20 protein-coding genes, 5 tRNA genes and 1 other annotated feature are annotated in these 25,686 nt (G+C 42.2%); of the genes, 19 read left to right on the plus strand and 6 right to left on the minus strand.

All coding sequences use genetic code 11. The annotated features are described in order from the left end of the window. Positions 1–222: 222 nt before the first annotated feature. From alaS to luxS, 9 genes are all read left to right on the plus strand, one after another. Positions 223–2,850 carry an alanine--tRNA ligase gene (gene alaS, locus Xenpb_RS03730; protein ID WP_187653159.1) on the plus strand — a complete coding sequence of 876 codons (2,628 nt, stop codon included), beginning with the start codon at positions 223–225 and terminating at the stop codon, positions 2,848–2,850. A 247-nt stretch (positions 2,851–3,097) separates the two neighbouring features. Continuing rightward, entirely contained in the window at positions 3,098–3,283 is a 186-nt protein-coding gene (csrA, locus tag Xenpb_RS03735; RefSeq protein WP_010845367.1) for a carbon storage regulator CsrA, read from the plus strand. 461 nt (positions 3,284–3,744) lie between these two features. Then, positions 3,745–3,837, plus strand: a tRNA-Ser gene (locus tag Xenpb_RS03740). Positions 3,838–3,847: 10 nt separating this feature from the next. Continuing rightward, positions 3,848–3,924 (plus strand) — tRNA-Arg (locus Xenpb_RS03745). Between the two features lie 85 nt (positions 3,925–4,009). Continuing rightward, positions 4,010–4,086 (plus strand) — tRNA-Arg (locus tag Xenpb_RS03750). An 85-nt stretch (positions 4,087–4,171) separates the two neighbouring features. Beyond that, a tRNA-Arg gene (locus Xenpb_RS03755) sits at positions 4,172–4,248 on the plus strand. Between the two features lie 88 nt (positions 4,249–4,336). After that, positions 4,337–4,413 (plus strand) — tRNA-Arg (locus tag Xenpb_RS03760). Between the two features lie 191 nt (positions 4,414–4,604). Continuing rightward, positions 4,605–6,167, plus strand: coding sequence for a glutamate--cysteine ligase (gene gshA / locus Xenpb_RS03765; RefSeq protein ID WP_187653160.1), 1,563 nt, complete (start codon positions 4,605–4,607; stop codon positions 6,165–6,167). A gap of 162 nt (positions 6,168–6,329) precedes the next feature. Next, a complete protein-coding gene (gene luxS, locus Xenpb_RS03770) occupies positions 6,330–6,845 on the plus strand; it encodes an S-ribosylhomocysteine lyase (RefSeq protein WP_187653161.1) in 516 nt (171 codons plus the stop codon). A 490-nt stretch (positions 6,846–7,335) separates the two neighbouring features. Here the strand turns inward: luxS and Xenpb_RS03775 are convergent, their stop codons facing one another. Beyond that, positions 7,336–8,631, minus strand: coding sequence for an HlyC/CorC family transporter (locus tag Xenpb_RS03775; protein WP_187653162.1), 1,296 nt, complete (start codon positions 8,629–8,631; stop codon positions 7,336–7,338). 52 nt (positions 8,632–8,683) lie between these two features. Further along, entirely contained in the window at positions 8,684–9,475 is a 792-nt protein-coding gene (locus Xenpb_RS03780; RefSeq protein ID WP_187653163.1) for an inner membrane protein YpjD, read from the minus strand. Between the two features lie 250 nt (positions 9,476–9,725). Here Xenpb_RS03780 and ffh point away from each other — a divergent pair, with 250 nt between their 5' ends. The 5 genes from ffh to rplS all read left to right on the plus strand — a co-directional run bounded on the left by ffh (position 9,726) and on the right by rplS (position 13,248). Beyond that, the gene (ffh, locus tag Xenpb_RS03785; protein WP_187653164.1) at positions 9,726–11,087 is read left to right on the plus strand and encodes a signal recognition particle protein; all 1,362 of its coding nucleotides are present in this window, start codon (positions 9,726–9,728) and stop codon (positions 11,085–11,087) included. Positions 11,088–11,224: 137 nt separating this feature from the next. Beyond that, on the plus strand, positions 11,225–11,473 hold the full coding sequence (gene rpsP, locus Xenpb_RS03790) for a 30S ribosomal protein S16 (protein ID WP_047961642.1): 249 nt from the start codon (positions 11,225–11,227) through the stop codon (positions 11,471–11,473). An 18-nt stretch (positions 11,474–11,491) separates the two neighbouring features. Beyond that, positions 11,492–12,040 (plus strand): ribosome maturation factor RimM, encoded by a 549-nt coding sequence (rimM, locus tag Xenpb_RS03795; RefSeq protein ID WP_187653165.1) that lies wholly within the window; start codon positions 11,492–11,494, stop codon positions 12,038–12,040. A 37-nt stretch (positions 12,041–12,077) separates the two neighbouring features. Continuing rightward, entirely contained in the window at positions 12,078–12,830 is a 753-nt protein-coding gene (gene trmD / locus Xenpb_RS03800; protein WP_187653166.1) for a tRNA (guanosine(37)-N1)-methyltransferase TrmD, read from the plus strand. A 64-nt stretch (positions 12,831–12,894) separates the two neighbouring features. Beyond that, the gene (gene rplS, locus Xenpb_RS03805; RefSeq protein WP_010845356.1) at positions 12,895–13,248 is read left to right on the plus strand and encodes a 50S ribosomal protein L19; all 354 of its coding nucleotides are present in this window, start codon (positions 12,895–12,897) and stop codon (positions 13,246–13,248) included. A gap of 173 nt (positions 13,249–13,421) precedes the next feature. Here rplS and Xenpb_RS03810 read toward each other — a convergent pair whose 3' ends face one another. Next, positions 13,422–14,765 carry an anaerobic C4-dicarboxylate transporter gene (locus Xenpb_RS03810; protein ID WP_187653167.1) on the minus strand — a complete coding sequence of 448 codons (1,344 nt, stop codon included), beginning with the start codon at positions 14,763–14,765 and terminating at the stop codon, positions 13,422–13,424. A 553-nt stretch (positions 14,766–15,318) separates the two neighbouring features. On the opposite strand from Xenpb_RS03810, the gene Xenpb_RS03815 reads away from it, so the two are divergent. Together Xenpb_RS03815 and tyrA are read left to right on the plus strand one after the other, a co-directional pair. Continuing rightward, positions 15,319–16,413 (plus strand): 3-deoxy-7-phosphoheptulonate synthase, encoded by a 1,095-nt coding sequence (locus Xenpb_RS03815; RefSeq protein WP_304952536.1) that lies wholly within the window; start codon positions 15,319–15,321, stop codon positions 16,411–16,413. Positions 16,414–16,418: 5 nt separating this feature from the next. Beyond that, on the plus strand, positions 16,419–17,540 hold the full coding sequence (gene tyrA / locus Xenpb_RS03820) for a bifunctional chorismate mutase/prephenate dehydrogenase (protein ID WP_187653168.1): 1,122 nt from the start codon (positions 16,419–16,421) through the stop codon (positions 17,538–17,540). 57 nt (positions 17,541–17,597) lie between these two features. On the opposite strand, the gene pheA is transcribed toward tyrA, so the two are convergent. The 3 genes from pheA to bamD all read right to left on the minus strand — a co-directional run bounded on the left by pheA (position 17,598) and on the right by bamD (position 20,555). Continuing rightward, entirely contained in the window at positions 17,598–18,752 is a 1,155-nt protein-coding gene (gene pheA, locus Xenpb_RS03825; protein WP_187653169.1) for a bifunctional chorismate mutase/prephenate dehydratase, read from the minus strand. A gap of 65 nt (positions 18,753–18,817) precedes the next feature. After that, positions 18,818–18,940 (minus strand) — a sequence feature (Phe leader region). A 150-nt stretch (positions 18,941–19,090) separates the two neighbouring features. After that, entirely contained in the window at positions 19,091–19,423 is a 333-nt protein-coding gene (raiA, locus tag Xenpb_RS03830; protein WP_099114699.1) for a ribosome-associated translation inhibitor RaiA, read from the minus strand. 409 nt (positions 19,424–19,832) lie between these two features. Continuing rightward, complete coding sequence (bamD, locus tag Xenpb_RS03835; protein WP_187653312.1) at positions 19,833–20,555, minus strand: outer membrane protein assembly factor BamD; 723 nt, start codon at positions 20,553–20,555, stop codon at positions 19,833–19,835. A gap of 147 nt (positions 20,556–20,702) precedes the next feature. Here bamD and rluD point away from each other — a divergent pair, with 147 nt between their 5' ends. The 3 genes from rluD to clpB all read left to right on the plus strand — a co-directional run bounded on the left by rluD (position 20,703) and on the right by clpB (position 25,119). Continuing rightward, positions 20,703–21,680, plus strand: coding sequence for a 23S rRNA pseudouridine(1911/1915/1917) synthase RluD (gene rluD / locus Xenpb_RS03840; protein WP_099114697.1), 978 nt, complete (start codon positions 20,703–20,705; stop codon positions 21,678–21,680). Positions 21,681–21,684: 4 nt separating this feature from the next. Then, the gene (gene yfiH / locus Xenpb_RS03845; RefSeq protein ID WP_187653170.1) at positions 21,685–22,416 is read left to right on the plus strand and encodes a purine nucleoside phosphorylase YfiH; all 732 of its coding nucleotides are present in this window, start codon (positions 21,685–21,687) and stop codon (positions 22,414–22,416) included. Positions 22,417–22,545: 129 nt separating this feature from the next. Continuing rightward, the gene (clpB, locus tag Xenpb_RS03850) at positions 22,546–25,119 is read left to right on the plus strand and encodes an ATP-dependent chaperone ClpB (protein ID WP_187653171.1); all 2,574 of its coding nucleotides are present in this window, start codon (positions 22,546–22,548) and stop codon (positions 25,117–25,119) included. Positions 25,120–25,686: the final 567 nt, after the last annotated feature.

A 25,686-nucleotide genomic window follows, 5' to 3' on the forward strand; every position in this document is an offset into this window, starting at 1 on the left:
TTGAAACAGGTGTATCGAAACTGGCCTAACGAACGGACTTTCAGAAAATGCCCAGACGAATTACAATGCTGAAAAGCGAATGGATTTATATGGGATTTTACTTCTAATGGAAGACATTCTATCTTAACCCCACTTTAATTTATTCGTGAGTGGAAATGGTAATGTGATATACCATCTCAACCATTCATAAATCTGTTTTTTCAGCTTGATTTCGGGACAATTATGAGCAAAAGCACCGCTGAGATCCGTCAAGCGTTTCTTGACTTTTTTCATACTAAAGGGCACCAGATAGTACCAAGTAGTTCGTTGGTGCCAAACAATGATCCAACATTGTTGTTCACTAACGCAGGGATGAACCAGTTCAAAGATGTTTTTCTTGGATTGGATAAAAGGCCTTATTCCAGAGCAACAACGGCTCAGCGCTGCGTTCGTGCTGGTGGTAAACATAACGATTTAGAAAATGTGGGATATACAGCACGTCACCATACTTTCTTCGAAATGTTGGGTAACTTCAGTTTTGGCGATTATTTTAAACAAGATGCCATCAAATACGCATGGGAGCTATTGACCGGCGAAGAATGGTTTAATCTGCCAAAAGAAAAACTGTGGGTTACTGTCTATGAGACAGACGATGAAGCCTATGATATTTGGCATAAAGAAGTCGGTGTTCCAACAGAAAGAATTATTCGCATTGGCGATAACAAAGGTGCCCCTTATGCGTCAGATAACTTCTGGCAAATGGGTGACACCGGCCCTTGTGGCCCCTGTACAGAAATTTTCTATGACCATGGTGACCACATTTGGGGAGGCCCTCCAGGTAGCCCAGAAGAAGACGGTGACAGATATATTGAAATCTGGAACATTGTCTTCATGCAATTCAATCGCCATGCTGATGGTACAATGGAACCACTGCCAAAACCTTCAGTTGATACCGGTATGGGGCTGGAGCGTATCGCCGCAGTATTGCAGCACGTCAACTCTAACTACGAAATTGACTTATTCCAGAATCTAATTGCTTCAGTTGCAGAAGTGACGGGAGCGACAGATCTCACTAATAAATCTCTGCGCGTTGTTGCAGATCATATCCGGGCATGTGCGTTCTTGATTTGTGATGGTGTTATTCCATCCAATGAGAACCGTGGATACGTACTTCGCCGCATTATTCGTCGTGCTGTCCGTCATGGCAATATGCTCGGTGCAAAAGATACTTTCTTCTATAAATTAGTTGCTCCATTGATTAAGGTGATGGGCGCTGCTGGTGAAGAGCTGAAAAAACAGCAGTCTTTGGTTGAGCAGGTATTGAAAACTGAAGAAGAACAATTCGCCCGTACCTTGGATCGTGGTTTACAGTTACTGGATGAAGAATTGGCGAAATTGTCCGGCGATACCCTGGACGGTGCAACTGCTTTCCGTTTGTATGATACCTATGGTTTTCCGGTTGATTTGACTGCGGATGTTTGCCGTGAAAGAAATATCAAAGTTGATGAAGCTGGTTTTGATGTAGCGATGGAAAACCAACGTCGTCGTGCTCGTGAATCCAGTGGTTTTGGTACAGACTACAATGAATTGATCAAAGTTGACGGTCGAAGTGATTTTTGTGGTTATGAACATAATTCACAGCAGGCTGCTATTACCGCTATCTTCCGTAATGGCGAATCTGTTGAACAAATTCATGCAGGCGAAGAGGCGATCGTTATACTTGATAAAACGGCTTTCTATGCTGAATCAGGCGGGCAGGTTGGAGATACAGGACAGTTGCTGAATGGCAATGGTATCTTCGAAGTTACTGATACTCAGAAATATGCTCAGGCAATCGGCCACATTGGTAAATTGACAAGTGGTAGTTTGAGCGTTAAATATACAGTCAATGCTGAAATTGATGTGGTACGCAGAAATGCAATCCGTTTGAACCATTCTGCAACCCATTTGCTGCATGCAGCATTGCGTAAGATTCTGGGAGAGCATGTTTCTCAGAAAGGTTCTTTAGTCAATGATAAATACCTGCGCTTTGACTTCTCTCACTTTGAAGCAATGAAGCCAGAGCAGATTCGTCAGGTAGAAAATCTGGTGAACGAAGAAATTCGCAAAAATTCATCAGTTGTTACAGAATTAATGGAGCTGGAAGAAGCAAAAGCTAAAGGTGCCATGGCACTGTTTGGCGAGAAGTATGATGAAAAAGTTCGTGTACTGAGCATGGGGGGCTTTTCTACCGAATTATGTGGTGGTACTCATGCAAGTCGCACAGGTGATATTGGGTTGTTCCGTATATCCAGTGAATCAGGTACAGCAGCAGGAATTCGCCGTATTGAAGCCATTACGGGGCAAACTGCACTGAACTCAATTTATCAGCAAACTGATTTACTGCAAGACATTGCTCATCTGGTGAAAGGTGATATTAGTAGCCTGAATGAGAAAGTGAAAACGACACTGGACAGAACGAAACAGTTGGAAAAAGAGTTGCAACAACTGAAATCTCAGCAAGCAGCTCAGGAAAGCTCTTCTTTGGCTAATCAGGCTAAAGAGATCCAAGGTGTTCGTTTACTGGTGACACAATTAGGTGATGTTGAACCTAAAATGCTCAGAACAATGGTTGATGATCTGAAAAATCAGTTGGGATCGGCAATTATTGTGCTTTCTACAGTGACTGGTGATAAAGTCAGCCTAATTGTTGGTATAACAAAGGATTTGACTGCTAGAATAAAAGCAGGTGATTTAATCTCTTTCGTTGCCCAACAAGTTGGAGGTAAAGGAGGAGGCCGTCCTGATCTGGCTCAGGCTGGCGGGACAGATGTAACTGCTCTTCCTTCGGCATTGGCTAGTGTAGAAGAGTGGGTAACATTGCGGTTATAGTTGGTATCGCCGTGACAGTAACGGCATCATGAAAGTGCTTTTTTTATGATGCCGATGTTTTTTGTTGTGAAATTGTTGAAATGTTGGGCACATACTTATATTTTAGCTATCCTATAGATATAGGAAATGTGTTCAAAACTGCTTATACTTTAAGTAGATATCATTGCTTTACGTTTTCACGGTGTTTGATGGATAATAGCGGGGAAACCTAGAGACCCGACTCTTTTAAATTTTCAAGGAGCAAAGAATGCTTATTCTGACTCGTCGAGTTGGTGAAACACTCATGATAGGCGATGAGGTAACAGTCACAGTACTGGGAGTTAAAGGCAACCAAGTTCGCATTGGTGTAAACGCACCCAAGGAAGTTTCTGTTCACCGTGAAGAAATTTATCAACGGATTCAGGCAGAGAAATCTCAGCCTACAACTTTTTAATTCAAGAATGGCGTCCACGCTTTTTTAAGACTTGGGCGCTACTCTACTTCCCTGTTTTGTGAACCTGATCAGGTTACCTTTTCTTGTTACCATTCCTGTTACTACCTTAATTCTATTCTCTCACGTCTTTTTATTTTCTATCTGTTGAAAAAGCCTCGTTCATGAGGCCATAGCGATGAATAATCATTTTTATAAATTTTAATGGTGCTTAGAGGATTTTGCTGTTGATAAAATAGCTCTTTAGATGCTAAACCAAGCGTTTTGCGCGCTAAGTATTCAAACGGAAAAAAGTTTCGAAAAATTGTTTGACTTATCAGGCAGGGAAAGTAATATGTGCGCCATCGCAGCGACGAAGAGCTTAGAAAGAAGCTTCTGAGCAGTAAGCAGAAGAAGATATACTAAGAACTACGAAGTGAAAACTTCAGGTCGCAAGTTTTAAAGCGTTTTAGTTTTAAAAATATGGTGAGGTGGCCGAGAGGCTGAAGGCGCTCCCCTGCTAAGGGAGTATGTGGTTAAGAGCTGCATCGAGGGTTCGAATCCCTCCCTCACCGCCATTTAAGCAACGCATCCGTAGCTCAGCTGGATAGAGTACTCGGCTACGAACCGAGCGGTCGGAGGTTCGAATCCTCCCGGATGCGCCACTTTAAACACCGCGATTTTTAGGTATCTCAATTCTGTCAAGTCGGGCAATCAGCAGCGCCTGAACAGGAATAGTAAACCGACAATGCATCCATAGCTCAGCTGGATAGAGTACTCGGCTACGAACCGAGCGGTCGGAGGTTCGAATCCTCCTGGATGCACCATTTTAAACACCGTGAGTTTTAGGTGTATCAATTCTGAGAAGTTAGGCAATCAGCAGCGCCTGACCAGAAATAGAAAACTGACAACGCATCCATAGCTCAGCTGGATAGAGTACTCGGCTACGAACCGAGCGGTCGGAGGTTCGAATCCTCCTGGATGCACCATATTCAACATTGTGATTCCATCATGGTGTTAATGTTCTGAGAATAAGACAGTCTATGATGTCTGATCAGAAATAGAAAACCTGACAATGCATCCGTAGCTCAGCTGGATAGAGTACTCGGCTACGAACCGAGCGGTCGGAGGTTCGAATCCTCCCGGATGCACCATTTTAAAACCCTGCCTTGATACGGTAGGGTTTTTTTGTTTCTATTTGAAACATAATATTTCCTTCATCATTATTTGATCGTAATTTGACCTTTGATAAGTCATCACCTCTATGTAATCAGCGACAACTTGGCTTGTTTCATATAAAGTAAACTCTTAGTAATAATCTTTTCAAAACTCCACGGAGGTCAAATTGATCCCGGACGTATCAAAAGCATTGTCATGGCTAGAGGCAAACCCTACTGTGTTAGATGGTATTTGTCGCGGCATTGAACGTGAAACATTGCGTGTTACTCCAGAAGGTCATTTAGCTAAGACGGCGCATCCAAAATCACTTGGTGCTTCTTTAACGCATAAATGGATTACAACTGATTTTGCTGAATCTCTATTGGAGTTCATTACCCCTGTTGATAACAACATAGATAGAACCATTGATTTCCTTAACGATTTACATCGTTATACCGCGAGAAATTTGGGCGATGAAAAAATGTGGCCTTTGAGTATGCCATGTTTCATTGACGATGAGGAAAACATCACTCTGGCACAATATGGTACGTCTAATGTGGGGCGTTTTAAAACGTTGTATCGTGAGGGATTAAAAAATCGTTACGGTGCACTGATGCAGACGATTTCAGGGGTGCATTATAATTTTTCTCTTCCACTAAGTTTCTGGCAGGCACGGTTAGGTATTAAAGATGCAGAAACGGGAAAAGAGCAGATTTCAGAGGGATACCTTCGTCTGATCCGTAATTATTACCGCTTTGGTTGGGTAATCCCCTATTTATTTGGTGCATCACCGGCCATTTGCCCCTCATTTTTACGTGGTCGGAATACAGCGTTATCCTTTGAGAAAACTGAAAAAGGGACTTATTACCTACCTTATGCGACTTCTCTGAGGATGAGTGACCTAGGGTATACCAACAAGTCGCAAAGTGATCTGAATATCACTTTTAATAATCTTCATACGTACATAGAAGGTCTTAAGAAAGCGATCCATAAACCATCTGCCGATTTTGCGGCCATTGGCGTCAAAAAAGGGGATAAGTACCTCCAACTTAATACTAATGTCCTTCAAATTGAAAATGAGCTGTACGCACCAATACGCCCTAAACGGGTAACTCTGGAGGGGGAATCGCCTTCTGATGCGTTATTAAGAGGCGGTATAGAATACATTGAAGTACGCTCTTTAGATATTAACCCTTTCTCCCCGATTGGCGTTGATGAAACTCAGATTCGTTTTCTTGACCTATTCTTGATATGGTGTGCTTTAGCTGATGCGCCTGAAATGGGAAGTAAAGAGCTTGAGTGTTGTCGTGGTAACTGGAATAAAGTGATTTTGGAAGGGCGTAAGCCAGAGTTACATATCGGTATTGGTGGTGGTATTGAACAACAACCCCTTAAATCTGTCGGGCAAGAACTATTCCGGGATTTAGAGCGGGTTGCTGAAGTTTTGGATGCTTGTTCAGGAACTCAGTATCAGTCAGTGTGTAAAGAACTGGTTATTATGTTTGAAGATCCATCATTAACGTTTTCAGCGCGTGTATTAGGCAAGATGAAAACGCAGGGGATAGTTGGTTTTGGATTGGAACTGGCAAAAAAATACAGTCAGGAATTGATTGAAGAGCCCTACTCAATTTTGAATAATGATGAAAGTTTTTCTGCTGAACGTGATGCTTCTGTATTGAGGCAGCACAATCTTGAGCAACAAGACAGCATGAGTTTTGATGACTATCTAAAACTTCATGCTGGGAGTTAAAAAAGAAAATGGCCACCAAGTGGTGGCCGAATAAAATCTCTTAAAGAATAGGGATGATAACAATTTGCGCGTCTTCATATCTTATGACCAGACGCAAATAAAAAGGTTTCATCTATCTGGAAAAATTTTCGTAAAAAATCTGATGCCCTAGGAGGTAATTTTATGCCTTTATTGGATAGTTTTACAGTTGACCATACTCGTATGGCTGCTCCAGCAGTTAGAGTTGCCAAAATGATGAAAACGCCTCATGGCGATACTATCACCGTATTTGATTTACGTTTTTGTGTTCCTAATAAAGCCGTGATGCCAGAAAAGGGTATTCATACTCTTGAGCATCTGTTTGCGGGTTTTATGCGTAATCATTTGAACGGTGACGGTGTTGATATTATCGATATCTCCCCGATGGGATGCCGTACTGGTTTTTATATGAGCTTGATCGGTGCCCCGACAGAGTTAAGAGTAGCTGAGTCTTGGAAAGCTGCGATGGCCGATGTATTGAAAGTTCAAAATCAGAACCAGATCCCAGAACTAAACATTTATCAGTGCGGTACTTATGAAATGCACTCATTAAAAGAAGCTCAAGATATTGCTCAGAGTATTCTTGATTCGGGTGTTCGCGTTAATCTGAACGAAGAGTTAGCATTGCCTGAAGAAAAGCTTGTAGAGCTTCGAGTTTAGTCTGTTTGTTAGATCGATAAGCGATAAAATATCTTGGTTACCATTCTATATTCTGGCTGTGAAACTCTTGTTAAGCAGCCAGATCTACTTTAGGTTAACAGGGTTAGCTTATTTTTTGCCAGCCTTGTGTTGCTATTTTCCCTTTTAAAGAGTATCTGCTTGATACGCTTGTTTTTTGGGTACAGATAAGTTTTCTATTGAATAGTAATACTCAAGGTATTTTAACATTTGTAATATTTTATAATATTATGAATGTTATGAATTTTATTAAGAACAATTTTGATTAAAATATTGTATTTGTTTTTGGCATGAATTCAGTGAAGCAGAATACCTTAAGCATTTAAAATGCTCCTGCCTGAGTGCAAAGAATAGAAGCAATAATATATTGTGTGAATCCACCATATATTATTGCTCTTAAACCACCCTGGAACATACAGTGAGATAGCATTTGGGTGGTCTTTATCCTGAGTGAATGTGAATAATGGCTAAATTATTCACTGGGGTTTATATCTTGTTCCGTTCTTTTGTTCATTGGTGTTACACGCACCTGCTTAATAACATTATCGTGCACGGAAAGAACTTCAAAATTATATTTGTTAATTTGTACTTGAACATTCAATTCAGGAAGTTCACCTAATTCTTCCAGAATCATTCCATTCATTGTTCTTGGGCCATCTTCGGGGAGCGCCCAATTGAAGGCTTTGTTTAGTTCGCGAATATTAGCTGTACCGTCCACTAGAACGGTGCCATCACTTTGTGGAAGAACTTCTTCGGCCAAAGTCGGAGACATGGACGTGGTAAAATCGCCAACAATTTCTTCCAAGATATCTTCGACAGTAACGAGCCCTTGAATATCTCCATATTCGTCCACGATCAAACCGACTTTCTGCTTGTTGCGTTGGAAGTTAACGAGCTGGGTATTCAGCGGAGTACTGACGGGGATAAAGTAGATTTTATCTGCTGCTTTAATTAAATTTCTTTTTGTGAACTCTTTTTTCTCCATCATCAATCGGTAGGCTTCACGTACCCGTAGCATACCAATGGCATCATCAAGGGAATCCCGATAAAGCACAATTCGCCCATGCGGTGAATGTGTTAATTGCCTGATGACAGATTTCCAATCATTGTTAATGTCAATGCCAACAATCTCATTACGAGGCACCATTATGTCGCCAACGGTGACTTTCTCAAGATCCAGTATTGAGATCAGCATGTCTTGATTGCGGCGCGATAGATTGGTATTTGATTCATTTACGATTGTTCTCAATTCGTCCTTGCTGACCGCATCATTGCGAATATTAGAAACTTTGATGCCCAGACAACGCATAAACAGCAAACTGATTTTATTAAATGCCCAAACGAGAGGCAGCATGATTTTTTCCAGTGGGCGCAGCAGGAAACTACTTGGAAATGCTATTCTTTCTGGGTAAAGAGCCGCAATGGTTTTTGGCATCACTTCGGAGAAAATAAGGATCACGAAAGTGAGTATGCCTGTAGCAATGGCAACACCTGCATCACCATAAAGGCGCATGCCAACAATAGTAGCGAGAGAAGACGCCAGAATATTGATGAGATTGTTACCAATAAGAATAAGACTGATGAGCCTATCTGGATGGCGCAGCAGAGATTCTACCCTACGTGCGGAGCTGCTCCCCTGTTTAGCTAAATGACGTAAGCGATAGCGGTTGATTGTCATCATGCTGGTTTCTGAGGCTGAGAAATAGGCCGAAACGAAAACCATGACAATAAGAATGATAATCAGTGTGCTTGTTGAGACGTGCTCCAAAACAGAATTCCTTCCTAATATGTATGCAAACTGGCTATGGGTCTTTTGACTCTTAATAAACCATAATTTCCTGCAATAGCCTGCTACCGAAAAAAGCGAGAGTCAGAATAAATGCACCAATCAGATTGAACCAAATAACGCGTTTGCCACGCCATCCTTCATGATAGTGCCCCCAAAGCAAAATAACGTAGGTGAACCATGCAATGATAGATAAAACCGATTTATGAATATTTTCTTTACTGAAAACATCATCCATGTACATGATGCCTGTGCATAGCGTCAATGTTAGTAAAATTACACCAACTTGGGTAATGTGAAACATTTTGCGCTCAATGACCATCAGTGGAGGTATGCCAGAGGTAAAGGAAAACTTTTTCTTTTTGAGCTGATAATCCAGCCATCCAAGCTGCAATGCGTAAAGAGCGGCAATGAGTAAAGTGGCGTAACCAAGTAATGCCAGCCCAATATGAATGAATAATTCGACACTGCCTTCAAGGTGCGTAATGAATTCTCCTGGCATCATGCTGGCTAATATCAAATTTATCATGGAGAAGCTGTAAACAATCGGTAATAAAAACCATGCACGACCACGGAAAGCGACGATCGTCATGATGATGCACATAAGCAAACTGACGATTGAGCCTAAATTCAATAGAGTAAGGTTTTGGCCACTGCTGACATGAAATACTTGATATTTTAATGCAATCGCGTGATTAACTAATGCCACAATTGCGAAAAAAAGAGCCAGTTTTTGATAACTGTTTTGTTGGCGCAGTAAACCTGGTACAACGAGTGTCAGGCTAATGAGATAGGCAAGTAAAGCAATAATTGAAAATACCAGCATAACGTTTATCGTTTTCGCAATAGTGTTTACCCTTCATCACTTCAACCTATTCAAGTTATTCAAATTATAGTTTGAAATCTATCGGGTATGGATTGAACTTAAAATTTAAGTATACCGCTAGCAGGAAGAGCCTCCAACCATTGTTAATCATAGTTGGGAATCTCTTTGCAGAGATCACATGATCATCGTGTTATAATTCATAAAATTTGCCTTACAGGTAGACCCACTTGTAGATATCTGAGCTGAGACAATGTTTGATAATTTAACTGACAGACTATCGCGCACATTGCGCAATATCAGCGGCCGCGGGCGGCTGACTGAAGATAATATTAAAGATACACTGCGCGAAGTTCGTATGGCTTTGCTTGAGGCGGATGTTGCATTGCCTGTAGTGCGTGATTTTATTTCACGCGTCAAAGAGAGCGCGGTGGGGCATGAGGTTAACAAAAGTCTGACTCCGGGGCAGGAATTCGTCAAAATCGTTCAGAATGAGCTGATTAAGGCGATGGGAGAGGTTAACAGTGAATTGAACCTTTCTGCACAGCCTCCTGCGGTTGTTTTGATGGCGGGTTTACAAGGTGCCGGTAAAACAACCAGCGTTGCCAAATTAGGTAAGTTGCTCAAAGAAAAAAATAAGAAAAAAGTATTGGTCGTTTCTGCCGACGTTTACCGTCCTGCGGCTATTAAACAGCTTGAAACTCTGTCTGAAACAGTCGGAGTTGACTTTTTCCCTTCAGATCCGCAAGAAAAGCCGATTGATATCGTCAACAAGGCTATCCAACACGCTAAGCTGAAATTTTATGATGTGCTGTTAGTCGACACGGCAGGTCGTTTGCATGTTGATGAAGCGATGATGGATGAAATTAAAGCGGTTCATGCTGCAATCAAACCAGTCGAAACGCTATTTGTCGTTGATGCAATGACGGGGCAAGATGCGGCAAATACTGCGAAAGCATTTAATGAAGCTCTGCCATTGACAGGCGTTGTCCTGACTAAAGTTGATGGTGATGCGCGTGGCGGGGCCGCACTTTCTATTCGCCATATTACGGGTAAGCCAATCAAATTCCTTGGGGTTGGTGAAAAGACAGATGCGTTGGAGCCTTTCTATCCGGATCGGATTGCATCCCGTATTCTGGGCATGGGAGACATGCTTTCACTGATCGAAGAAATTGAAAGCAAGGTTGATCGTACTCAAGCAGAAAAACTGGCATCGAAACTGAAAAAAGGCGATGGGTTTGATTTAAGTGATTTTCTCGATCAGCTAAAACAAATGCGTAACATGGGTGGAATGACCAGCATGTTAAGCAAAATGCCCGGAATGTCACAAATCCCTGATGCGGTCAAATCTCAAATGGATGATAAAGTTCTGGTTAAAATGGAAGCTATCATTAATTCCATGACGCGAAAAGAGCGCGAAAAACCAGAAATCATTAAAGGTTCCCGTAAGCGTCGTATTGCGATGGGATCGGGTACCCAAGTGCAGGACGTTAACCGTTTATTGAAACAGTTTGATGAAATGCAGAGGATGATGAAAAAGATGAAGAAAGGTGGATTGGCAAAAATGATGCGAGGCATGAAAGGCATGCTGCCACCTGGATTTATGGGGCGATAATCAACAAAGTCGCGAAAGAAAATGTACTTTGGATTGCTTTTTGCGCCAAAGTGAGTAAAATTTTCGGGTTTTTAAATGGACAACCGGACTCCACTCCTCGATGGAGTCTGGTTGTTTTGCTAACTAATGAGGATGTTATGGTAACAATTCGTTTAGCTCGTGGCGGCGCAAAAAAGCGTCCGTTCTATCAAGTAGTCGTGACCGATAGCCGCAATGCGCGTGATGGTCGTTTCATTGAGCGTGTAGGTTTCTTCAACCCAATCGCTTCAGGAAATGCAGAAGCTCTGCGTTTAGATCTGGACCGTATCGAACACTGGGTTGGTCTGGGTGCATCTGTGTCTGATCGTGTTGCTGCACTGATCAAAGACGCAAAGAAAACAGCTTAATCTGTCACGGTGGTAACAATGAGCAAGCAATCTGGCCTGAAGCACCCTGTTGAGCCAATCGTATTGGGGAAATTAGGGTCAGCGTATGGCATTCGTGGTTGGCTCAGAGTTTTTTCTTCCACCGAACATGCCGAAGACATTTTTGAATATCAACCGTGGTTTATTCAACGTTCAGGACAGTGGCAACACGTTGAGCTGGAAGCGTGGAAATACCACAATCAGGATATTATCGTCAAAATCAAAGATATTGATGATCGGGATGCAGCGAATTTACTGACTAACTGTGAAGTTGTAGTGGATTCCCAACAGTTACCAGAACTGGAAGACGGTGATTATTATTGGAAAGACCTTGTTGGTTGCCAGGTTATAAACACTGTGGGTTACAACCTTGGAACCGTTCATGACATGATGGAAACAGGTTCTAACGATGTGATGGTAATAAAAGCAAACCTGAAAGATGCATTCGGTATCAAGGAGCGGTTAGTTCCGTTTCTTGATGGGCAGGTTATCAAGAAAGTCGATCTCGCTACTAAAACGATTGAGGTAGATTGGGATCCTGGTTTTTAATCTCCGGTAAAAACGGTTTAAATGAGTGGGACGCAGTATGTGGATTGGGGTTATTAGCCTGTTTCCTGAAATGTTCCGCGCAATAACCGATTACGGGGTAACTGGTCGGGCAGTAAAAAATGGCCTGCTCAGTATCGAATGTTGGAGTCCACGGGATTTTACCTACGACCGACATCGTACTGTTGATGATCGTCCTTATGGCGGTGGTCCAGGCATGCTGATGATGGTGCAACCCTTACGGGAAGCCATCCATGCAGCCAAAGCTTCGGCGGGTGATGGTGCTAAGGTGATTTATCTTTCACCTCAGGGACGCAAACTTGACCAACAGGGAGTTTGTGAACTGGCAGCGAATAAGAAGTTAATTCTGGTTTGCGGTCGTTATGAAGGTATTGATGAGCGTGTCATTCAAACCGAAATTGACGAAGAATGGTCTATCGGTGATTACGTTCTGAGCGGGGGAGAACTTCCTGCAATGACAATGATTGACTCAATATCTCGGTTTATTCCGGGGGTTTTGGGGCGTCAGGCATCAGCAGAAGAAGATTCATTCGCTGATGGATTGTTGGATTGTCCGCATTATACTCGCCCTGAAGTGTTAGATGGTATGGAAGTTCCTCCAGTTCTTCTGTCGGGAAACCATGCTGAAATTAATCGCTGGCGGATGAAACAATCGCTTGGCCGAACTTGGTTAAGAAGGCCCGAACTTCTAGAAAGCCTAGCTCTGACTGACGAGCAAAGGATGTTGCTGGCTGAATTCCAACGGGAATATCAGGATCAGGCAACGAATTAATCCAGACATGTCCTGTAAAGGAATGTCTTTGATATATCAGTTTACCTAGGGTAAGAGAGTTATTATGAGCAACATTATTAAACAACTTGAACAAGAGCAGATGAAGCAAGACGTACCTTCATTCCGTCCGGGTGATACCGTGGAAGTTAAGGTATGGGTCGTTGAAGGTTCTAAAAAGCGTCTGCAGACATTCGAGGGCGTGGTTATTGCGATTCGTAACCGCGGTCTGCACTCTGCATTCACTGTTCGTAAGATTTCTAACGGCGAAGGCGTTGAGCGTGTATTCCAGACTCACTCCCCAGTCGTAGACAGCATCAACGTTAAACGTCGTGGTGCTGTTCGCAGAGCTAAACTGTACTACCTGCGTGAGCGTTCTGGTAAGGCTGCTCGTATTAAAGAGCGTCTGAACGCGAAATAATACGCTTTTGCTACATCCGAAAGTTATCGTTAAAGGCCAGCAAGTTGCTGGCCTTTTTTTAAGTTCTTAATGGACTTATTCAATGAATAACCTACCATATAAAGCGTCCAACTTTAGGGATTTACTTTAATAAGCGGGCTATTAATCTGCTTCTGTTCTGAGCTAATTAAGCCTTACATAAAAGCACTGACCAAAAGATATCCAACTGTGCAGGCGCCGCTGACACCAATCAATCCCGGCAGAATAAAGCTGTGATTGATGATGAATTTCCCGATTTTTGTTGTACCTGAACGGTCAAAACCGATGCAAGCCAGATCACTTGGGTAAGTAGGTAAAACGAAATAGCCGTAGGCAGCAGGAAAGAAAGCAATCAGAAGTTTGGGATCAACGCCAAGTTGTAACCCCATTGGGGCAATTGCTGTTAATGCAGCGGCCTGGCTGTTAACCAATTTTGATACTAAGAACAGCACCAGGGCATAAGTCCATGGTTGTGCCTGAACAACGTCTTCTAAAACGAGCTTTAATTCACCCAGATGTGAGTGAAAGAAGGTATCACTCATCCATGCCACGCCAAAGACAGAAAAAATGGCAACCATACCCGCTTTGAACACTGCACCGTTGGCAATTTCATTGGCTTTGACTTTGCACACCATCAGCATGATGGCACCTGCAATTAACATCATCATCTGGATCACCAGATTCATGGAGAGGGGTTTTAACGTTCCATTTGTTTCAAAGGCAGGGCGCAGGTCTGTAAATGCACCAAATAAGACCACGATCGCAATAGCAGCAAAGAAAATCCAGGTTGCCCAATAAGCCTGTTTAGGAAATACTTGGTCTAATAACGTTTCTGAACTGCCATAAATAAACTCACGTTGTTTTGGATCTTTTATTTTTTCCTGAAACTCCTCGTCTTTATCCAGATCTTTCCCGCGGCGCAAGCTCCATAATGCAGCAAGTATTACTCCTGTCAGTGATGCAGGTATTGAAACCGCCAAAATTTCCAAAATTCCGTAGACTTGGCCAATGCCATGACTGGCAGCAATAATTGACACTAAAGAGACAACGGCGACAGAAACTGGAGAAGCTGTGATTGCCATTTGGGAAGCAACAGAAGCAACCGCCATTGGACGTTCAGGACGGATACCTTTTTTCAGGGCAATATCACCAATGATTGGAAACATGGTATACACCACGTGCCCTGTACCACAAAGAAAAGTCAGAGTCCAGGTTGTCAATGGTGCTAAAAGGGTAATGTGCTGTGGATGGCGGCGCAGAAGACGTTCTGCAAATTGCATCATGACATTGAGCCCACCTGCTGTTTGTAAAACAGAAGCACAACCAATTACGGCAAGAATAGTGAGCATCACATCTACAGGAGGCTTACCGGGCTCTAAGCCGAAAACAAATGTCAGTATAAAAAGCCCAATACCACTGATCAGTCCCAATCCCATTCCCGCATAACGCGTACCGATTAATAAGCATATGATTATTATGGTAAATTGCAGCGTTATCATATCTGTCCTTAATAAATGATTAATAAATAAAAACTGGCAACACAGGTTCTTGGATCTGTATTACTTACCCCCATCGTCTTTCAAGTTGCAGCTTTTTTTGAAAGCTTGAAATCTATTGGGTATAGCTGTTCTTTATAAATGTTGTTTTATAGTTTCAGAAGATCACTAAAAACACATATTAATATTATTAAAAACTAGATATAAAAATGGGATTGAGATCTTATTTTTATTAGATGATTTTAAAAGAAATTTATCTTATTGGTAAATGAATTGAAGAAGGTTAATAAAATATTTCCATGTGGATAAAATTGTGAAATTCAATTCACAAAAAAATAACGTGCAAATTTATTTATATGTTACTTTTCTAAACTAGAAATGTAATAAATTATTTCTTTATGATGTATAGCGCTGATGTAATTGCATTGATGTAAATATTTATTTACGATAAATGGAAAATATTTACACCATTGGATTGTATTCTTTACGATGCGTGGTATGTTATCCCGCAGACACGTAAAAAAACTCTAAATGGACAGACAAGGCAGGTATAGAAATGATCATGCAAAAAGATGCACTTAATAACGTTCATATTCTTGATGAACAGGTTCTTATCACTCCAGAAGAACTGAAACAGAAATACCTATTGAGTAGCAACGATCTGCATGCCATCACAAACGCACGCAATACGATTGCTGATATCATTCAGCATCGTGATCCTCGTTTATTAGTGGTATGTGGCCCATGTTCAATTCATGACGTGGATGCTGCCTTGGATTACGCCCGCCGTTTGAAAACGCTCTCTGCTGAATTAAGTGATTGCCTGTATATTGTAATGCGTGTCTATTTTGAAAAGCCTCGTACAACGGTCGGCTGGAAAGGCTTAATCAGCGATCCTTACATGGATGGTTCATTTGATATGGATGCAGGGCTGCATATTGCCCGTCGCCTGTTATTAAATCTGGTTGAAATGGGATTGCCTTTGGCTAATGAAGCGCTTGACCCCAATAATCCACAGTATCTGGGCGATTTGTTTAGTTGGTCAGCGATTGGTGCAAGAACAACTGAGTCTCAAACCCATCGGGAAATGGCGTCGGGTTTATCGGTATCGGTTGGTTTTAAAAATGGTACTGATGGTAATTTGAATACCGCAATTAACGCCATGAAAGCTGCTGCAATGCCTCATCGCTTTATGGGCATCAATCAGTCAGGTCAGGTTTGTTTGCTACAAACCCAAGGGAACCCGAACGGGCATGTGATCTTACGTGGCGGAGCGGCACCAAATTACAGTGCTGAACATGTTGCTGACTGTGAACGCCAAATGATGAAAGCAGGGCTGATACCATCACTGATGATTGATTGTAGTCACGGTAATTCTAATAAAGATTTTCGTCGTCAGAGCATTGTAGTGGATTCTGTTGCTGAGCAGATTATGGCTGGAAATCAGTCCATCATTGGCATTATGCTGGAAAGCCATATTAACGAAGGCAACCAATCCTCCGAACAGTCCCGTGCCGAGATGAAGTATGGTGTGTCGGTAACTGACGCCTGCATTAACTGGCAGACGACGGAGCAGGTATTAAGAAAATTACATCAACAAATTGCTCCACATTTGGCCCACCGAAACATGATGATGAAAAAAGCAGGGTAATCAATATGGCTGAAGAATTGTCACAATTGAGGGAACAAATTGATGAGGTAGACAAAGCTTTATTAGCTTTACTGGCGAAGCGCCTGAATTTAGTGGCGCAGGTTGGGGAAGTTAAAAGCCAACTGGGTTTACCAATTTATGCGCCTGACAGGGAAGCGGCAATGCTGGCATCCCGTCGTCAGGAGGCTGAAGATATGGGGATTCCACCTGATTTGATCGAAGATATCTTGCGTCGTATTATGCGGGAATCTTATGTCAGCGAAAACAACAAAGGCTTTAAAAAACTCTGCACTGACTTGGGGCCTGTGGTTATCGTCGGTGGTTCAGGCAAAATGGGTAAACTATTCAGCCGATTGCTGACTTTGTCAGGCTATGAAGTGAGAGTACTTGAGGTTGGGGATTGGGATCACGCCGAAGATATATTGGCTGATGCCGGAATGGTGATAGTCAGCGTTCCGATTCATCTGACGGAAGAAATTATTCGTCGCTTACCTCCTTTGCCAGAACAATGTATTTTGGTTGATCTTGCTTCCATCAAACACAAGCCATTAAATGCGATGCTTGATGTGCATCAAGGGCCTGTTTTAGGGCTGCATCCTATGTTTGGGCCAGATGTAGGTAGTTTTGCTAAACAAGTCGTTGTGTATTGTGATGGGCGTTATCCAGAAGCATATCAATGGGTTTTGGAACAAATATCGGTATGGGGTGCGAGATTGCATCAAATCAGCGCAGAGCAGCATGATAAAAATATGGGTTTCATTCAGGCCCTGCGTCATTTCTCTACTTTTTCTTACGGCCGATGCCTTGCAAAAGAAGGTGTTGATTTACAACAGTTACTTTCACTATCTTCACCTATTTACAGATTGGAGCTAGTCATGGTGGGACGGTTATTTGCACAAGATCCCCAGTTATATGCTGATATCATTATGTCTAGCCCTGAGAATATTGAACTTATCCGTCGTTATCATCAAAGTTTTGGGCAAGCTTTGGAAATATTGGAACATAAGGATAAATCGACATTTATTGCGAGTTTTAACCAAGTCAGTGAATGGTTTGGTGATGAAGCAAACTGCTTCATGAAAGAAAGCCGAACTCTTTTGCAACAGGCCAGTGATAGCAGGGTATAACAAGCACCTTAGTATGCTTATCATATAAACCGGATGTTTCCATCCGGTTGCTTATTGTTAGATTGGATCGATAGGAATGACATTCTCTGATGGGTAACATCCCAACACTTTCAAAAAGTGGGTGATTTCTGACAGCTCTTTGAGTACCTGTTGCATTTTTATGGAACGCAGATTGGCTTGTACATCGATATAAAACATTTCTTCCCACGGCTTGCCATTTATTGGGCGGGATTCCAGCTTACTCATGACGATATCGTGCTTCTTCAAAATAATTAGCGCATCAACTAGTGCACCAGCTTGTTGCCCTGTTGACATAATAAACGTGGTTTTGGCAGGAACTTGGTCAGATACCTCAATAGATTTGCGGGCAACAACAATAAAGCGGGTACTATTGTCTTGCTGATTAGCCAGATTGTTTTCTAAAACGTGTAATCCATAAAGCCCTCCACCCGCTTCGCTGCCTAATGCTGCTACTTCTGGTGAGTTGAGTTCAGAGACTTTCTGCATAGCGGCGGCTGTACTTTCACAATAGACAATATTCCAGTGAGGGTATTTATTCAGATATTGATTACACTGTTGGAAAGGTTGAGAGTGACTATAAACGGTTTTTATCCTGGAAATCTCAGTTTGCCCAGAAATCAATAAACAGTGATTGATTGGCAGGGTTATCTCTCCAACAAGGGATAAAGGTGTATTCTGCAATAAATCATAAACTTCATTGATCGCCCCGGAACTTGTATTTTCCAGTGGTAGAATGCCGTAATCTGCCTGACCAATCTCAACCAATGAAAAGATATCAGGGAATTTGTGGCAACTGCACTCCACCAATTGATTAAAATGACGAGCAGAAAATTGGCGAGCCGCAATATGAGAATAGGAACCTTTTGGCCCAAGAAAAGTAATGCGGGCAGAATCATAAGGTGTTTGATTCAGGTGCTGTTGCAACAAAGCTTGTTGAGTGAGCACTGAATCCTCAATGATCATCTGAAAGAGCCGGGTAATGTAAAATCCATCTAAACCACGGGACTTACCTTTATCAATTAGTATGTTTAATAGCTCTCGTTCACGGTTTTTATCTCGAATAGGGCGATGATCGAGAAGTTTGGTTTGAGCGATACTACTGGCTAACTGCCGACGTTTAGCGAGTAAGTCCAGTAGATCCGCATCAATATTACTAATCTCTTCTCGTAAATTAATTAAATCTCGTTCCATAGCATGTTCCTGACCTTCTTATCATGGGAATCGGTTGTGTTGTAGGTATTGTTTATAACCTGTAAACAAAAAAACCTCCCATCGGTAGGGAGGTTTTTTGTTCGTCTTCTTGATTTCTTTTTAAAACGAAACAACCTCCTTATGAGAAGGTGAAAAAGAAAAATAAGAAAGACAAATTGATAGTCATTTGGTTCGTTAGCGCATTACTTTACACATTTAATAATGTACTTTAATTAACCTATTTGAAGGGAAGTGTCAACAGAAGGCTTTTATCGCCTTTATATTGCAGGCAGCAAAAACGCGCTCATTGAGCGCGTTAGAACAAGAATAAGGAATGGTTATACTTCCAGATTAAGGTTGGACTCTTTTACACTGTTATCTGCGCGACGAGCTTCTGCCTTATGTTGTACTTTATTGAGCTGACGCTCCAATTTTGTAAGTAGTTCGTTGATAGCAGCATACATGTCCTCATGTTTGGCACTGGCAACCAATGTGCCATTCGGTGTGCCAATTGTAGCATCAACCAAAAATCCTTGCGGCTCTTTTGATAGTACAATATGTGGACTAATTAGGTTGACTTGCCATTTGCTCAACTTATTTAGACGGTCTTCTACATGGCTACGAATTGCGGGGGTAATTTCCATTTGCTTACTGGTAATGTTTACTAACATATAGTTACCTCTTAATGTTACTCCGTCTTCAATAAACTCAGCATACCGCGCTTTTGTGCAAAAAGAATGATCTAAATCACTTTTGTTGTGCGATTTCTAAAGCAAGTGACAGAATTGTGATAGTCGAGGAAGTTATGGATAATTTTTGTTGCGGAGTGGTGCATTATGCGTCATTATCAGTCAGTTGTGGTATTATAAATTATGTTATAATTTTATAATGTGAATTATTTTCATCATGAAAATATTGTAAATGTAATTAAAATTAAAATCATTCTAGTTTTCCGCTAATCCGCTAATCCGCTAATCCGCTAATCCGCTAATTAAAGAGCAAAAATTGAATGATATAAAAAAACAGCAACTGTTTAGCTGCTGTTTTTGAACGCTTGTTTAAACCTTACAAGGTTAAATTTTATGCAGGATTGGCTGCAATAAGTTGTGCTACTTTATTGGCTTCAGCCGTTAACCCCAGTTCCTTATAAGCTGATTCCATATAAGGGAGGGCTTCCAAAGTCGCTTTAGTATCAGGATAATCTCGTAACATCTGTTCTACGCGATTGACAACTGCTACATAAGCGCTGCGTTTAGTGTAATATTTCACGACGGCAAGTTCATACTTAGCCAAGCGCTCCTTAAGGAATACTAAACGCTTGGTAGCGTCGGCTGCATATTGACTGTTTGGATAGTAACGTACGAGCTGATTGAAATCACGGAATGCGGCACGGGCATGCTCAGGATCACGATCTGAACGATCAATACCGAAAAAGCCTTGTAATGCACTATCATCCAGAGCTTGTGAAACTAATCCACGCATATACATTACATAGTCGATATTAGGATGGGTTGGGTTCAAGCGCATGAAACGGTCAATGGATGCGAGAGCCAGTGGAAATTCTGCTGATTTGTAGTAGGCGTAGATCAAATCAAGCTGAACTTGTTGGGAGTACGGCCCAAAAGGATAACGGTTATCAAGGGATTCCAGTTGCTTGATAGCCGCTTTATAGTTACCTTCTTGTAGCTTTTCCTGCCCGGTTGAATAAATTTGAGATGGCGGGATATCAGGAACAGCATCCTTATTGCTGGAGCATCCAGATAAAACCAGGCTCAATGTGGTCGCTGCCACCAGATATTTCATGCGAATCATCACGTGTTGATTATCCTCTGAGAGTTTTCTGGGAGACTGTCCGTGAAGCTCCCGGCAAAATATAGAGTTACAATAGCACACTATTTTAAATGAAACGGCCTCGCCGTCAAAACTCAACGTAAAATATAGAAATTATATATGGCACAACAAATCCGACTTAATGCAATAGTCGCTGAATCTCAGCTTGGTCAACGTTTAGATCAAGCTTTGGCCGAATTGTTCCCCGATTATTCCAGATCACGTATAAAAGAGTGGATCTTGGATAATAAAGTTCAAGTTAACGGTAAATTAATTAATAAACCAAAAGAAAAAGTTCTGGGTGGTGAAGAAATTTCCATCAATGCTATCATTGAAGAAGATGCACGTTGGGAACCACAGGATATTGAATTGAATATTGTTTATGAAGATGACGATATTCTGGTAATCAATAAACCACGAGATTTGGTTGTTCATCCCGGAGCGGGTAACCCTGATGGAACAGTATTGAATGCGCTGTTATACCGCTACCCTGAAATTGCGGATGTGCCTCGAGCAGGTATTGTCCACCGTCTCGATAAAGATACGACAGGATTGATGGTTGTCGCAAAAACTGTACCAGCACAAACTCGCTTGGTGGAATCTCTGCAATTACGTGAAATAACACGTGAATATGAAGCTGTAGCTTTGGGATGTATGACGGCTGGTGGAATGGTAGAAGAACCGATTTCCCGTCATCCAACTAAACGGACACATATGGCAGTACATCCTATGGGAAAACCTGCTGTTACTCATTATCGAGTTATGGAGCATTTTCGTGCGCATACCCGTTTGCGTTTGCGTTTGGAAACAGGCAGGACGCATCAAATTCGTGTACATATGGCGCATATTAAACATCCTTTGGTTGGAGATCCTCTGTACGGCGGACGTCCTCGTCCTTTAAAAGGCGCCTCAGACGAATTTCGCGAAGTGATGCGCAACTTTGATCGGCAAGCATTGCATGCCACCATGTTACGCCTTTACCATCCGATCACGGGTATTGAGATGGAATGGCATGCACCGCTCCCGGATGACATGGTTAAATTGATTGAAGTAATGAAAGCAGACGCTGAAACTTTCAAAGATGAAATGGACTGGTAGGTAAATGACATCACTGATTTTCCCTGATTGGCCGCAGCCTGATAATGTTGGCGCTTGTAGTACAACCCGTTTGGGGGGCGTAAGCCTGTCTCCATATGACAGTTTAAACTTGGGTGCTCATGTTGGAGACAAACCAGAAAGTGTAGAGCGAAATAGAACATTGCTGGTTGAATATGCTCAATTGCCGCAACATCCCACTTGGTTGGAACAAGTACACGGAACACGTGTTATTACTCTTGGTGGTCAGTTACAGGAAAATAATCAGGCTGATGCCGTTTACACTAATATCCCGGGGCAGGTTTGTGCTGTTATGACAGCAGATTGCCTCCCCGTATTATTTTGCAGTATTTCAGGAGATGAGATTGCAGCAGCTCATGCCGGATGGCGTGGGTTATGTGCAGGAGTATTGGAAAATACGGTATCTCGATTTAATGCAAAACCTGAAATGATCCGCGTGTGGTTAGGGCCAGCGATTGGCCCTGAAAAATTTGAGGTGGGCAGTGAAGTCAGGGACGCTTTCATTGCGACCAACTCTGATCTAGCGCAAGCCTTCATACCTTATGGTGATAAATTTCTGGCAAATATTTATTTACTGGCTAAATTGAAATTGCAGTCTGTGGGGATAACAGACATTTTCGGTGGAACTGCGTGCACAGTCACAGAGGAAAAAACCTTTTTCTCTTATCGTCGTGATGGTAACACGGGGCGAATGGCAACTTTAATCTGGTTGCGATAACCTACCTTACAGGACGATCTTTGGTGTATAGCGTTCAGTTTCCAATTAACTTTTCAGAATACCTTGAATATTTAAAGAATGGCCTTATCTAATCTCCAGTAGCAAATTCTGACCAGTATTGGAGGTGTTATGCGTCTGGATCGTCTTACCAATAAATTCCAGCTTGCTCTCGCTGACGCCCAATCCCTCGCATTAGGGCGTGATAATCAATTCATTGAACCTATCCACTTGATGAGCGCATTGCTCAATCAAGAAGGTGGCTCTGTTCGTCCTTTATTGGCGTCAGCAGGGGTGGATACGGATAGCTTTAATAATCAACTTAATCAGGCTCTGAACCGATTGCCAAAAGTAGAGGGCAACGGTGGGGATGTTCAGGTATCCAATGAGCTGGGGCGTTATTTAAACCTGTGTGACAAACTTTCGCAAAAAGCAGGTGATAACTTTATTTCTTCTGAACTCTTTGTTCTGGCAGCAATAGAAGAACGTGGCACATTAAGTGACATACTGAAAGCTGTTGGGGCAAACAAAGCTAAAATCACTAAGGCAATAGAACAAATGCGTGGTGGTGAAAATGTGAATGATCAAGGCGCAGAAGATCAGCGTCAGGCATTAAAGAAATATACAATTGATCTGACTGAACGTGCTGAACAAGGAAAATTAGACCCTGTTATCGGGCGTGACGAAGAAATTCGTCGCACAATTCAGGTGTTGCAGCGTAGAACTAAAAACAATCCCGTTCTTATTGGCGAACCGGGCGTTGGGAAAACGGCCATTGTTGAAGGTTTGGCACAGCGCATTGTTAACGGTGAAGTTCCTGAGGGATTGAAAAACAAACGTGTTTTATCCCTTGATATGGGCGCACTGTTGGCGGGTGCGAAATACCGCGGTGAATTTGAAGAACGTTTGAAAGGTGTTTTGAACGATCTCGCCAAACAGGAAGGCTCAGTTATCCTGTTTATTGATGAATTGCATACCATGGTAGGAGCGGGTAAAGCTGAAGGTGCAATGGATGCTGGTAACATGCTGAAGCCCGCTCTGGCTCGCGGTGAACTGCACTGTGTTGGAGCGACGACATTGGATGAATATCGGCAGTACATTGAAAAGGATGCTGCCTTGGAGCGTCGCTTCCAAAAAGTTTACGTTGCAGAGCCTACTGTTGAAGACACCATTGCTATTCTGCGCGGGCTCAAAGAACGTTATGAATTGCATCATCATGTACAGATTACCGACCCGGCAATCGTTGCAGCAGCAACATTATCTCATCGCTATATTTCTGATCGTATGCTGCCTGATAAAGCAATTGATTTGATTGATGAAGCAGGGGCAAGCCTGCGTATGCAGATGGATTCTAAACCAGAAGCATTGGATCGTCTGGAGCGTCGTGTTATTCAATTAAAGCTCGAACAGCAGGCACTGAAAAAAGAGTCTGATGATGCCAGTAAGAAACGTTTAGAGATGCTGAATGAAGAATTGGCGGAAAAAGAGCGTGAATACTCTGAACTGGAAGAAGAGTGGAAAGCTGAGAAAGCGGAACTTAGTGGTACCCAGAACATCAAGGCTGAGTTAGAACATGCACGTATTGAGTTAGAAAAAGCTCGCCGTAGTGGTGACTTGGCCAAAATGTCTGAAATTCAGTACGGAAAAATTCCGGAATTGGAAAAACGTCTGACAGCGGCAACAGCAGCAGAAAATCGTCATATGAAACTGCTGCGTAATAAAGTCACGGATGCTGAAATTGCTGAAATACTTGCTCGTTGGACAGGAATTCCTGTTTCCAGAATGTTGGAGAGTGAAAAAGACAAATTGTTGCGCATGGAGCAAGAATTGCATAAACGTGTTATCGGGCAAAATGAAGCTGTGGATGCCGTATCGAATGCAATTCGTCGTAGCAGAGCCGGATTATCTGATCCTAATCGTCCAATTGGCTCTTTTATGTTCTTGGGGCCGACTGGGGTTGGTAAAACAGAATTGTGTAAGGCGCTGGCTAATTTCTTATTCGACAGTGATGATGCTATGGTGCGTATCGATATGTCGGAATTTATGGAAAAACACGCCGTTTCAAGATTAGTGGGTGCTCCTCCAGGATATGTTGGATACGAAGAAGGTGGTTATTTGACAGAAGCCGTGCGCCGTCGTCCCTATTCAGTCATTTTGTTGGATGAAGTAGAGAAAGCCCACCCAGATGTTTTCAATATATTGTTGCAGGTATTGGATGATGGTCGTTTGACCGATGGTCAGGGAAGAACGGTGGATTTTCGTAATACGGTTGTGATTATGACCTCTAACTTAGGTTCAGATATGATTCAGGAACGTTTTGGTTCACTGGATTATACAGGAATGAAAGATATGGTGATGGAGGTAGTTGGTCATCATTTCAGACCTGAGTTTATTAACCGTGTTGATGAAGTCGTTGTATTCCATCCATTAGGGAAGGAACATTTAACATCTATTGCGAAGATTCAATTGCAACGTTTATATCAGCGTCTGGAAGAACGGGGTTATCAAGTTACGATGACACCTTCCGCATTAGAGAAACTGAGTGAAGCTGGTTTTGATCCTGTATATGGTGCTCGTCCATTAAAACGTGCTATTCAGCAAGAGATTGAAAACCCACTGGCTCAACAAATTCTCTCTGGCAAGTTGATTCCGGGCAAATTGGTGACTTTGGAGCTGGAAAATAACCGTATTGTTGCAATGCAATAACACTGTTTACTTAGAGCCTCTTTAATTAAAAGAGGCAGTGAAGATAAAAAGAGGTGAAAAAAACACCTCTTTTTTCTTTTTGTAGACCAATAAAACATCAAATTAGGCTGTTTTGGGCGATAAGTAAGCGGTTGAGAGGTTTTTTTAAAATAACTATTGCCAGTATCACAAAAGTCCCTATAATGCGCTTCCGTTGTCACGACAAACACACAAACATGTCGGGATGACAAAGTGAAAAGCCCTGAAAAATAAGGCTTGACACATGAGGCGAAAAGCGTAAGATACGCAGCCTCGCAACCCGGAAGGATTTTCCCGGTTGCCACGCTCTTTAACAAATTAATCAGACAATCTGTGTGGGCACTCGCAAGACACTATCGACGCCGAAAGGCGAAAAAATACAAGTCTTGAAGAGTGACTGAACAGTTAATTCATTACGAATGAACACAGTGTAATTCTTTGAGCATCAAACTTTAATTGAAGAGTTTGATCATGGCTCAGATTGAACGCTGGCGGCAGGCCTAACACATGCAAGTCGGGCGGCAGCGGGGGAAAGCGTGCTTTCCTGCC

Origin of the sequence: Xenorhabdus sp. PB62.4 (genome assembly GCF_014467285.1) — a bacterium.
Classification (GTDB): Bacteria; Pseudomonadota; Gammaproteobacteria; order Enterobacterales; family Enterobacteriaceae; genus Xenorhabdus.